The 12,154-nt window shown below is 39.9% G+C and carries 11 protein-coding genes; 8 read left to right on the forward strand and 3 right to left on the reverse strand.

The window, feature by feature from the left end; translation table 11 throughout:
- The first annotated feature begins 153 nt into the window (after nucleotides 1-153).
- Both QNI22_RS32200 and QNI22_RS32205 read left to right on the forward strand, forming a co-directional pair.
- Nucleotides 154-3,159 carry a TonB-dependent receptor domain-containing protein gene (locus tag QNI22_RS32200; protein ID WP_314517394.1) on the forward strand — a complete coding sequence of 1,002 codons (3,006 nt, stop codon included), beginning with the start codon at nucleotides 154-156 and terminating at the stop codon, nucleotides 3,157-3,159.
- 189 nt (nucleotides 3,160-3,348) lie between these two features.
- The gene (locus QNI22_RS32205; RefSeq protein ID WP_314035150.1) at nucleotides 3,349-3,492 is read left to right on the forward strand and encodes a hypothetical protein; all 144 of its coding nucleotides are present in this window, start codon (nucleotides 3,349-3,351) and stop codon (nucleotides 3,490-3,492) included.
- Between the two features lie 240 nt (nucleotides 3,493-3,732).
- Here QNI22_RS32205 and QNI22_RS32210 read toward each other — a convergent pair whose 3' ends face one another.
- The gene (locus QNI22_RS32210) at nucleotides 3,733-4,170 is read right to left on the reverse strand and encodes a hypothetical protein (RefSeq protein ID WP_314517396.1); all 438 of its coding nucleotides are present in this window, start codon (nucleotides 4,168-4,170) and stop codon (nucleotides 3,733-3,735) included.
- A gap of 283 nt (nucleotides 4,171-4,453) precedes the next feature.
- Between QNI22_RS32210 and QNI22_RS32215 the strand changes: the two genes are divergently transcribed.
- The gene (locus QNI22_RS32215) at nucleotides 4,454-5,731 is read left to right on the forward strand and encodes a hypothetical protein (RefSeq protein ID WP_314517398.1); all 1,278 of its coding nucleotides are present in this window, start codon (nucleotides 4,454-4,456) and stop codon (nucleotides 5,729-5,731) included.
- A gap of 106 nt (nucleotides 5,732-5,837) precedes the next feature.
- Here QNI22_RS32215 and QNI22_RS32220 read toward each other — a convergent pair whose 3' ends face one another.
- Nucleotides 5,838-6,689, reverse strand: coding sequence for an RpnC/YadD family protein (locus tag QNI22_RS32220; RefSeq protein WP_314517401.1), 852 nt, complete (start codon nucleotides 6,687-6,689; stop codon nucleotides 5,838-5,840).
- A gap of 118 nt (nucleotides 6,690-6,807) precedes the next feature.
- Here QNI22_RS32220 and QNI22_RS32225 point away from each other — a divergent pair, with 118 nt between their 5' ends.
- The 5 genes from QNI22_RS32225 (at nucleotide 6,808) to QNI22_RS32245 (ending at nucleotide 10,701) form a co-directional block, all read left to right on the forward strand.
- Nucleotides 6,808-7,335 carry a hypothetical protein gene (locus QNI22_RS32225; protein ID WP_314517403.1) on the forward strand — a complete coding sequence of 176 codons (528 nt, stop codon included), beginning with the start codon at nucleotides 6,808-6,810 and terminating at the stop codon, nucleotides 7,333-7,335.
- 276 nt (nucleotides 7,336-7,611) lie between these two features.
- Complete coding sequence (locus tag QNI22_RS32230; protein ID WP_314517406.1) at nucleotides 7,612-8,649, forward strand: hypothetical protein; 1,038 nt, start codon at nucleotides 7,612-7,614, stop codon at nucleotides 8,647-8,649.
- A 45-nt stretch (nucleotides 8,650-8,694) separates the two neighbouring features.
- Nucleotides 8,695-8,955, forward strand: a complete 261-nt coding sequence (locus QNI22_RS32235; RefSeq protein ID WP_314517408.1) for a hypothetical protein — start codon at nucleotides 8,695-8,697, stop codon at nucleotides 8,953-8,955.
- A gap of 11 nt (nucleotides 8,956-8,966) precedes the next feature.
- Nucleotides 8,967-10,001 (forward strand): hypothetical protein, encoded by a 1,035-nt coding sequence (locus QNI22_RS32240; RefSeq protein ID WP_314517410.1) that lies wholly within the window; start codon nucleotides 8,967-8,969, stop codon nucleotides 9,999-10,001.
- Nucleotides 10,002-10,209: 208 nt separating this feature from the next.
- A complete protein-coding gene (locus QNI22_RS32245) occupies nucleotides 10,210-10,701 on the forward strand; it encodes an Imm26 family immunity protein (protein WP_314517412.1) in 492 nt (163 codons plus the stop codon).
- A gap of 64 nt (nucleotides 10,702-10,765) precedes the next feature.
- On the opposite strand, the gene QNI22_RS32250 is transcribed toward QNI22_RS32245, so the two are convergent.
- Nucleotides 10,766-11,677: a helix-turn-helix domain-containing protein gene (locus QNI22_RS32250; protein WP_314517414.1), complete on the reverse strand. Its 912-nt coding sequence runs from the start codon at nucleotides 11,675-11,677 to the stop codon at nucleotides 10,766-10,768.
- Nucleotides 11,678-12,154: the final 477 nt, after the last annotated feature.

Here is a 12,154-nt window from a genome sequence, read left to right on the forward strand (position 1 = left end):
AAGCACAAAAGTCTCATTTTCAGAGCATTACTGGATATTAAATATAGTCAGAAAAAATCCCAAAAATAAAATATAACAAAACGCACATATTCTTTAAATTAAATAATATATTTCTTATAGATTTATTATCTATAGCACCATAACAATCTGTTTATGAGACCATTTTCTACAAAGAAAATTTTTCTGGTTCTATCTTTCCTTATAGGAGTCCTCACTCAGGCAGAGGCACAATCCGTAACAGTTTCCGGAACTATCACAGATTCGGTAACCAAAGTCCCTCTAGCTGGAGTAAGTATTACTGTTAAAGGAAAAGTGCTCGGTACTACTACGGATACCAAAGGCAACTTTCTTCTGACTACCAATACTCCACCACCCTTTATGCTCACTATTTCTTCGGTAGGCTATAAAACCCTGGAACAGGAAATTACCAGTAGTAAATCAGATCTTACCATAGAGATGACAGAGCAGGTTATTCTGGGTCAGGAAGTGGTGGTAGCTGCATCCCGTGTGGAAGAATCCGTAATGCAGTCTCCTGTTACCATAGAAAAACTCGATTTACGTTCAATACGCTATGCAGCTACCCCCAGCTTCTTTGATGCTCTTATCAATCTGAAAGGAGTTGAAATGAGTTCTCAAAGCTTATTATTCCGCTCTATCAATACCCGTGGATTTAATTCCAATGGTAATACCCGGGTAGTACAATTGATTGATGGAATGGACAATCAGGCACCAGGATTAAACTTTGCAGTAGGTAATGTGGTAGGCATTTCGGAACTGGATCTGGAAAGTGTAGAAATGTTGCCAGGAGCAGCCTCAGCGTTATATGGTCCCAATGCAATCAATGGCATTATTCTGATGAATAGCAAAAACCCCTTCCAATACCAGGGGCTCAGTGGCTATGCAAAGGCAGGTATTATGAACGAATCCAACCGTTCTGAGGCTACTACGCCTTTTTATGACTTTGCACTCCGGTATGCCAAAGCGTTCAATGACAAAATAGCATTTAAGATAAATATCAATTACCTGACTGCCAAAGACTGGCAGGCTACGGATACCCGCGATCAAAGTTTGCTGAATGGTTCCTCCTTAAGCAGTACCCAGCAAACGAATCCTGGATACAACGGCATAAATACCTATGGTGATGAAACCAATGTTAACCTCTATACAAGTTTGTATGGCAATGGACAACCAGGTACGGGTGCTGGTGGGACCTCTCAGTTTCTGGGAGCTATTGCTACTACTCAGATTCCACAGGCAGGCAACAAAACGCTACCCGAACTCACAGGGCTTACCCCTCAGCAACTATTTAACCAGATGATTCCTAATGTAGCCGTCTCACGTACAGGCTATGCAGAAAGAGATCTGGCTAACTACAACACACATAGCTTAAAGTTGAGTGGTGCGTTGCACTGGCGTATTACTGAAGGTGTAGAAGCTATTCTGCAGGCTAATTATGGTACAGGAACCACTGTATATACAGGTTCAGACCGATATTCGCTGGCTAATTTTAATTTGGGTCAATACAAAGCGGAAGTTCGAGGATCTAACTTCTTTGTACGCACCTATACTACCCAGGAAAATTCAGGTGATTCGTATGCTATAGGGGTATTAGGTTCCGGAGTAAACGAAGCATGGAAACCGAGTACTACCTGGTTTCCACAATATTTCGGTGCCTATGCCAATGGAGCATTTCAGACCTATGCTACAGCATTGCTAGTGGCTCTGGCAAGTGGACAATCCGGAGAAAATGCCATTGCAGCAGCTCAAGCGGCTGCAGGCAGCAACGCCAGCACCATTCACAATCAGGCACGTGGATTAGCAGATCAGGGACGGTTGGTTCCCGGTACAACAGCTTTTAATGACGCTGTTTCAGCTATTAAGTCACGGCCTATCCCTGGAAATTCAGAAGGAGTCGGGGCCCGGTTTACAGACAAAACCAATATGTACCATGTGGAGGGCATGTACAACTTTAACAAGCTTCTTAGTCCTTCTATTGTGGAAATCATTGTGGGTGGAAACTATAGACTATACACACTAAACTCCAATAAGACACTTTTTGCGACAGATGATGATGGGAACGAATTCAAGATTCACGAATATGGGGGATATATACAGGGTGGTAAGAAGCTATTGGAAGACAAATTAAAACTGACTGCGTCTGTACGTTATGACAAAAACCAGAACTTCAAAGGCCAGTTTAACCCCAGAGCTTCCGCCGTACTGACATTAGCTAAGGTACACAATATTCGCGCTTCCTTTCAGACAGGCTTTCGTATTCCTACTACACAAGCTCAATATATTGACCTGCTTACTCCACAATCCCGCATCCTGGGTGGTCTGCCCATTTTCCGGGAACGATACAATATGGTCAACAATCCTGTCTACACACTCCAGTCTGTACAAGCCTTCGGAGCAGCTGTACAACAGGGACAAAACCCTCAGCAGGCCGCTTCATTGTTACAACAACACATATTCCAGGACTACCAGCCTGAGCGGGTGCGTACTGTCGAAGTGGGTTACAAAGGTTTAATTTCCAATCGTCTTTTCATAGATGCCTATTATTACTATAACACCTTTGTCAATTTTGATGGTGGTCAGGTAGTGGTTCAGGATATTCCGAATGATGGTGTGTCCTCTCCTATCTCCCTGCTTAGCTCTACTACCCGCAGTGTATACAGCTTTCCTGTCAATGTCACTCAGAACCTAAACAATCATGGCTGGGCACTTGGCATTGATTACCTGCTCCCTAAGAACTTCACAGTGGGCGGCAATGTATCCTACAACAAGCTTCTAAACACAGACAAGCTGCCAGCAGGATTTGAAACAGCTTTTAACACACCAGAGTATCGTTATAATTTATCGTTTGGCAATCGGAATGTGATTAAAAACCTTGGATTTAGCCTGACATGGCGATGGCAGGATCAGTTTGTATGGCAATCCAGCTTTGTTGGCGGAGTTATCAGAGGACAGAACAAGAGTATAGTACCTGCTTATGGAACGCTGGATGCACAGGTGAACTATAAAGTCACTGCGATTAAATCCATCATCAAACTCGGAGGATCAAACATTCTGAATAAGGGATATACTCAATCCTGGGGCAATCCAACCTTTGGAAGCATGTACTATGTATCCATATTGTTTGATCAGTTTATGAACTAAGCGGAGGTTGGTATGCCAGGTTAATGAAAACATAAGTCATGCTTAATTTTGGATGAGAGTAAAACCCAAGCCTATTCCTTTTAATAAGTGTGGGCTTGGGTTTATTTTTGCGATCCCCCTTTCTTCGTTTCTTTATTGTCCCTTACATCCTTCTACTTGCGGCCTCTTCATTTTTTGCTTGTCCAAAAAATGAAGCAAAAAAGGACACTTTCTGCCGATCCTTCCGCCCGCAAGGCCAAAGGCCAACCTCGCGGCAGAAAGATTGCCAGCGCACCTACACTGCCACATACGATTGAAGGCAGCACAACTCCCTTTGTAACTCCTTTGTCTTAATTTGTTATTCACTCCTCTAAATTCGGGATGACTCATGTTTGCTATCCTCCTGAAAGAAACTCTCTTTTTCCTGTCCTTCTGAAAGAATCTTGTGACAAATTGAGCCATCTATGGTTTCTGAGAGAAAATAAGTATACCCAAACCCAAAGGTCACCAATCTTATTACACGTATCCAGACAACGGCAGGAATGTCATTTTAGTTAACAGGAAAGTAAAAAATCAGAAAACATAGTGCAGGAATTAGTTAGCTGCTTTCTTCTGTCTCCATAAATGTATTGCCTCTTCAAAGAAAGCTTTAATCTCTTCCCGTTTTCCATCAGTGCAAACTTTAAATTGTTTACCATCCGCTTTGGTAATCATCATATAAGGAGAATAGGTAGCTCCCGCATAATAGACGGTATCAATTGCCTGAATTTCATTGTAAAAAGCAGAGTGAATACTATTCTTTTTCGAGTCGCGTTCATCAATCCAATACTTTGCCATCCTTTTATCCGTAAAAAAATTGCCAGCTACTCTCTTTTTATACTCAGAGTAAAACCTGTGTATTTGTTCGTCCTTATCCAGTAAGTTAAGACTTCTGATATAGTCAATATCGGATTTACTCAACGTATCATTGGTTTCTATTGAGTTACATGCAGATAGTATCAGAAAACAGAATATATAGAGCTTTGCTTTCATTGTACAAGTGTTAGTTTATACAAGTTAACTTCTATTTTTGATAGGGAACTCTGTGATTCAGCCAGATTCTCTCCACTGAAAAGAATGTATTCTCACTAGTCATTCCAGATTACAAAGTAACGGGTGTATTTCCTGTTTTCATACAAGTATAGCAGATTTTAGCAGGATAGTACATTGTAGGTATTATAGTAAATAGCAAAGGGTGATCTTATTGGGAAATGATAGTTTTGGTTTGTGGTACCATCACCAGAAAAAGCATCCGAAACGCAACACCCAAATCGCTATGCGCTATCCCTTGAATGGATTTGTTATCAACAGAAATCTGCAGAGTATTATTTCAGACATTGAAATTCCGTTAGAATGCAAATTTTCAACGCCTGAAGAAATTACGTATGATTCATTTTTAAAGTCAGCCAAACGACCTAATACTATTGATATTTTCTTTGCAGGCCGACTGACCTTTTTTCTGGCAGATGAGAACCTGATAGATGGACTCCGCTTTCATACGTTGGCAGGGACTCTGGAAGAAGGCATACGATTTAAAATCAGTAAAGACAAACATTCTTTCTGGGGAAGCAACAACGGAACAGTTACCGGGGAGTTTCATATGGACAGCACAACAGGTGAAGTGCAGAGTACAAATAACTATCTCACTACTGAAGCAGGAAAAGATCCTGTATGGGATATACTGGCCCAATTTATTAAAGATAAGTCGGGACAGGTACTGGCTGACTTTCCGAACGACGCCAAAGCATACCGCTATAAGGTGTCACCCAAGAATATGGATGAGTTTATGGAGGATCGGTATAAGAATGAGGAGATTAACTATATGGATACCAATACGGTAGCAACCAACTCCAAACCCTTTACTCTTTCTGACAGGAAGTTTCGTTATCTTTTTCCGGAATACTATAAAACTGTTAGAAAAGGAGTTCTTAGTCGCATATTTGGCAATTCATCAGAAGAGTATGTCTATGATGTGGAATGCGCTAAAAATAATTTTAACGGAGCAGATCACCGCAAATATATCAGTGAAGTCATTCAGTTTGGCACTATCCATGGGGCTGTTGTGATTGAGATTAACCCATTGCGAATTGCGGCATATAATAGTGACCTTGATTGTGTGGTAATGCTGGAATTTCCTGCCCACTTTGTAACAACCTACAAACTTCAAAAAAACCAGAAGCTGATCACCGCCAACTCATTTGGTAATGCAGATAAGGTTCAGGGCGATTTGATCCCGGGAAAAGGCAATGGAGGGTACTGGCAACGCGTACATCCTTGTATTGTAGATTTTCTAACGGATGATCTTGAGTTGTTAAAGAACGTCAAAAATAGTATTGAAGACGACGAATGGAGATATATCTATCGGCTAGGACTTTATATGCATAGGCAGTTCAATAGTGTACACCGTGATGGACGGCCTGGATTTTCCAGCGGTACCAAATATGAAATCGTCAAGATGCCTCCGATGTCTATTGAAGAGTGGCTACAGAAATGTGAAGAAGCTTCCAAAAAAATAATGGAGGATAAGAAGGATTTAACAATCCATATCAGATAGTACAAGCATACTACCTTTGTAAAGAGTATAGTATGAGTCCAAATATAAAGTATGAGTCCAAATATAAAATTCGGACTCATGCTATTTTTGCCTTATAAAGGATAATCTATTTATTAAGATTTTTACGCAGGTCTTCGACAAACTCTTCGGTTACATCAAAATAAGAAGCCAACTGTTGGGTAGTTAATACGCCATCTTTCAGGAACTTCACAATCGTTTCACGAGTCTTTTGTTCAATGCCTTCCAATTTGCCTTCTTTTATTCCTTCTTCTTTCCCTTTTAGCTGGCCTTTCTTAAAAAGGAAGTCATCTTCTTCTTTTATGTATTGAGAAATAGATTCTATCATGATTTCTACAAAGGGTGTTAGTTTACGCAAGTTAGCCAATACACGTAATTGTTGCAAGTGCCTATCTCGTTCCACTTTATTGATTGAAGTCTGGTTTAATCGTTGCACAATCAGACTAGCCGCAGTTTCAGGAGTGGTAGTACCAAAGTTAGCCAATACAGCAAAAACAATCTCATCTCCTTTATCAGAAGAGAGAAATAACTCATAGTCAATTTGTGAAAGCTGAATCAGATAGAATGAAAACGTAAGATTTTCTTTTTCGATACGAGTACTCATCTGGGGTATCTGATCTGATAAGAACAGCACATACTGACGTACATTGAAATCATATTTTCGGTTAAGAATGGCTCGATATTCAAGCATGCGATCCACCATCCTCTCCTCATCCGCGAGTTGGAATTCAAGTTGCAGCAAAAACGTATTGCCCTGCTTATCTGTGATCTTTAAAAGCTGGTCTGGCTTTCGCTCCAAAGTCCGTTGTAGTTCCAGAGGCATTTTTTCATAGGAAGCTACTTGGATCTGCAACACTTTCTCTATCAGTGCCAAAGTAACAGATTCCAGGTTTTCTTTAAATATTTTATCATATTGATTCCCTTCTTTTTTGTTGCTCATATATGGATAGAAAAATAAACAGAGTGCGAAAGTAACTAATGAACAATAAAAATATGTAAAGCAGGCAAAAAGGAAGCTTATAAAAAGGAAGTAAATTGCATAAAATATCCATCCGGTCATGTTAAAAATTATTACTTCCGCCTTATGTTGCTTCCTGATTGTATATACAGTGAGCGGACAAGAAAAACGGAAATTCCCATACCAAGACTTTAGTTATGTAAAGGTCTATTTGATCGATACTCTCCAATATGAAGAAATAAGGAAAGAAATGTATAGCCCTCTGCAACCTGGAGAGCTGGTCTCTATTGAGAAACAGGAAATATCCAAGTACTTTGCTTTTTTTAAAACCATAGAAGATAGAAGTACAATAGATAAACTGCTCAGCGTTGTAAATAACACCAAAAATTACTATATAGGAGATTGCTCAACGGTATTTATCATAGGAGGTCTGCTATTTTATAATGCTAATAATTCAATTGTTGCAGTTATTGAAATAAGTCCAACATGCCATGAAGTTTTCTTTAAGCCAGAAAATCAGGCTGCAAGGGGTCAACTCAATAAAAAAGGAAAAGAAAAGTGGAGTGAATTGCTGTTGGGATTAGAAATATATACTAGCCACGAAGCTGTAACAAAGGCTAAAAAATAGAATCATTTTACAGCGAGACAATCTCCTGTTACTAGATGGTTATGTTGATGAATTTAACCACTACTCCATTCTTAACCTGATAGTTATGAAGAAATAATTTCAAAAAACTGTCAGGTATTTTCCCTTAATTAAGTTATATTTATATACCAAAGCGCCATTTGCACCACTATAAATGGCATTTTTTCTGTATACGTACTATAAAGTTCTTACTACTGTGTATAGTACAAATCCTGAACTGTTTAGAAAGGCATCATCTGAATTTCTATTGTCATCCCTATGAAAAATGCTATCTATTTTCTGATTGCAGTATGTATCACTACGGTTCAGGCACAGACCGATACAACTTCCCAGTCACCCAAGGAGAAACCATTGTCGGATTCTGTCATCAATGTTGGGCGGTGGCCTGAACTGACTATCAAACAAGCCTATCTGAATCAGAAGATTTTAGTTAAAACCAAAGGTACATCAGAGCTATTGCAAAAAAATGAACACATTATTTTGTTCATCAACAATATTCCTATCGATAGTTGTGAAGCACGTCCCAATGTCAAAAACCGTCAGGATCTGATATTTAATCTGAACGAGAAGACAACAACTGAAACACTATGGAATCTCTTTTACACACGGGGCGAGTCGAAGCGAACAGTTACCATTAGTGCAGGGGTACGGGGAGAAAATCCATTACCCGTAGTTCAGCCAAATAATTTCACCATTGTGTTCTATGATACCTACTGGCTGAGAGGAGCTTTGGGGGTAATCATTTTTTTACTGATAGGTTTTATACTATTGGGCAAATATACCCGCCTGATCAAACATCCTAATAAAAGTTCTGACCCTCCCTATAGTCTGGCACGTTTCCAACTGGCGTTCTGGACTTTTCTTATTGTCAGTTCCTATATCTACATCTGGATCATCAAAGATGACTATAACTCCCTGAACAGTACAGCACTTATACTTCTTGGCATCAGCGCAGGTACTGCCCTGTCTGGCACAATCATTAGCAACAACCAGGAACGACAAGATTCAACTCATGCGCTGCAACACAAAAGAAGTGCGGGATTGATAGAAGATCTGCTCGCAGATGAAAGCGGAATCAGCATCCATCGTTTTCAAAACCTGTTGTTTACCCTGATCCTGGGTTTTATCTTCTGGGTACAAGTATATAAAGACCTGGAAATGCCTGTTTTCAGTGACACCATACTTACGTTGATGGGTATCAGTGCCAGTACGTATGCGGCACTTAAGGTCAATGAAAATAAAGATAAAGTAAGTCCTGCTCCTACTTCACAGCAACAGCAGCAGAACCAATCATAAAACGCAGTTTTGTCAAACTACTATTCACTTTTTTGATTCAGAAATATGGCAACTCCCATTACTATTTCCGCATTCTCAGATTCTGGTTGGGTGAAAGTATATATCAATGGAGACAAAGTACTTCATGGTTCCGGTACAACAACTATCGAACTGGACAACGGAATTCACTTTCTCACCTATTTTGTGCAAGGCTTACCAGGCGACAACTATAGTGTTGCCATTGTCGATCCGCCTGCTGAATTATGGGCAGTGAAGGGTAACTTAAAATTAAATCATACTACAGGCCAACACGGTATTACTATTTAAGTCCAGCGCTCATGCAAAAAATCATCTTTACTCTTTTACTTTTTAGTAAGGTGCTCAGTTCTTACTGTCAACTTTCTGATAAAACAACTGACAGCGTAAAAACCACTCAACCTTCACTGACGCTTCAGTCGTCTCCAGCTTCAGGGTTTCAGTCGTATAATAGTTTCACAAAACTAAGTGCTACGAATGACGGATTGATTGCAGAAGGCAATATCAACTACAGGATAAAAAGCTCATGGAATCTCAATACCAGTATTTCAACCCCTGTTGCCAGTAAAACACAGCGGGTAAAGCCCCTGACAATTGCGGGTTTGTCCAATAATAGCTCTTTCACTATAGGAACTCAGAAAATATGGTGGGGCACTGGCTTTGCCTATGATGCCAAAAAATACAATGAGGCGATAAAAGCCGTTGGGAAGGATATGGCTGATTTTAAGTACGATGATCTGACACCTGAAGAACAACGGATATTTGACCGAAAGGCTAAGATACAGTGGGGGGTTGCCTGGTATGGAGGGCTTAAATTCGGAGTTGAACAACAGGATTTTGAATATATTACAGACACAACATCGTTTCTATCGCAAACAGACTCTAAAGCTGCTGTAAAACTCACAGCTACGGTAGGGGCATTAACCAGTATAGGCATTTTTGCATTGTCATTTACACATACGGCAGGGTATCAGACAGACGATCCTATCAAGTATTATGTGCCGGTAAATAGTACAGGGGTCCTTATTGAAAAAAACCTGAGTTCGTCTGCTCCTACACGACAAACAAGCAATAGAGTACGGATCGAATATCTTTCCAGTGGATACCAGGGAAAATTGTTGCGAATAAATCCCAATATCAATCTGGATCTTAACCAGGAACTTTTTTCATTTGAGTTTCCGGTTTACTTCCTGACTTCAGACAAAGACCGGGCTAACTTCAATGGAGGAATATTTACAGGCTATGTAAGTGATAAAGGATTTGCATTTAACACTGACAAAAACAACTTTGTATTAGGCGTTTTTCTTGGAGCAAACTTTACAAACCTATTTCAATAATAAGACAAACACCCATTGTTTCGTTTTAATCTTTGTATAGAGACCTGCTCAGGGACAGAGATAAGAGTCCTGGTCTTTATTTCCAAAATAATATAGTCAGTTTATATGTATCTTTCAATCGGAATCAGATTATAGAACAAAAGTAACGAACGCATTTCTAAGGCTTATGGATTCCAGAAACAAGAAACAGTTTGACAATATTCCCCTTATGACAAAGATTAGCCTATTAAAAAAACGCAGATATTCTATAGGAGATGTGTTTTGTGTACCCTTAGCAGAAAAGGGATATTGCCTGGGACTGATTACCCATATACATCCTCGCACTAAAGTACCTCTTGGGTGGTTTTTCAGGAAATTGTATGATCAGATTCCTACAATTAGAGACAGCGAAATTATAAATAAGGGAAATGTAATCTTAGTGAAAAGATTTGGGATACAGGGATTCGATGAAGATACATGGCGTATTATAAGTAAGCTTGATACTTTTGATAAGGCAGAATGGCCTATTCCTGTTTTTCTGAGAAGGCCAGGTTCTACTCCTGCTTGTTTTGTATACTATAATGAAGACATGGAGGAAACAGGAAGTGAAAATATTCCTGAAGGAACAGATTTGTCACTATATTATGAAGATGGCATAGGAGGATCAGGGTTTGTGGAAAAGCGATTAACACGGTTATTTCTGCAAAACTCTTTAGTGTAACTTTTGTATATTAACATGTGTATATAACCTATGTCGCAACCAAACATCAATGGCACTTATGACATCAGTTAAAGCCTTGACGGAATTCCAGTGGGGACATGTTTGTTTTTTTCTTGAATAACTTATTGAACGATTGAGGGTGACCGAAGCCTAACTCATACGCAATTTCAGCCACAGTTAAATTACTCGTTGCCAGGTATTGCTTGGCCTTTTCGATTAGCTTTTCATGAATATGTTGCTGGGCACTTTGTCCGGTTAATGTACGCAACATGTCGCTCAGGTAATGTGGGGAGACGTTTAATTCACCTGCCAGATAGTCCACAGTAGGAAGTCCGTTTTTTAATGTTTCTTCGCTGTCAAAGTAGTCCTGGAGTAAGGTTTCCATTCTGGTAAGCAAGTGGTTGTTTACGGACTTCCGAACCAGGAATTGTCTTTCGTAAAAGCGGTTGCTGTATTTCAGCAATAAATCCAGCTGTGCAATCAAAATATCCTGGGTATGGCGATCAATATGCTGGCACTCCCGTTCCATTCGTTGAAAGATATCTACCACGTCTGTTTCCTCCTTTTCTGAAAGGTGCAATGCTTCATTGACTGTATAGGAAAAGAAGCCATACTGTTTGATAGTGGTGGCAAGTGGATGGCCGTAAAGAAAGTCGGGATGAAACAGTAGGGCGTAGCCTTTGCCTGATTGCTGGCTTTCCAAAGCCAGATCCATCACTTCAACGGACTGGATTTGTTTGGGAGCAATAAAGCTCATGACTCCTTTATCAAAATCGAAATATTGTTGCCCGTATTTTATTTTCGCCTGTACATCTCTTTTCAGCGACACGCTATAAAAGTTGAAAAGAAAGTTCTCTGAAGAAAATTCTTCTGTTAGTCGGATATCTTCTACACGAATCACACTGATTAATGGATGCAAGGGTTCGGGTAGGGATAGCAAACGATGAAAGTGAGATATGGAGTTGATAGTTTTCATGGGATGTAATTTACACTAGTGAAGCTGAATTATAGACGCTGGATAACTTTTTAGATAACTCTCTTCCTGAGTTTGTTTAAAGTCCCTTTCTTCACTCTTCCTGTGGCTCCTTCATTTTTTGCTTGCCCAAAAAACGAAGCAAAAAAGGGCACTTTTCTCCGATCCTTCCGCCCGCAGGCCAAAGGCCAACCTCGCGGAGAAAAGATTGCCAACGCACCTATACGACCATACACGATTGAAGTCATCTTTGCTCTCTTTGTAGCTTATTTCCTTCATTTTCAGAAAAGGCATGAGTCTTTTCTTGGCCTATATCTTTTGCAAAAACAAGGTTTGTAAATAAAGAAAAATACTTTAAAAATAATCTCCCTTGGGGACTCTTATCCCTTCTTGTATCCCTTTGTCCTCCCTCCATCCCTGTCCTCCTGAAAGGAACTCGTGGCAAGACTGGCGGCCTTTCCGACTGGAGAATATGCTTTC

Origin of the sequence: Xanthocytophaga agilis, assembly GCF_030068605.1 — a bacterium.
GTDB lineage: Bacteria > Bacteroidota > Bacteroidia > Cytophagales > 172606-1 > Xanthocytophaga > Xanthocytophaga agilis.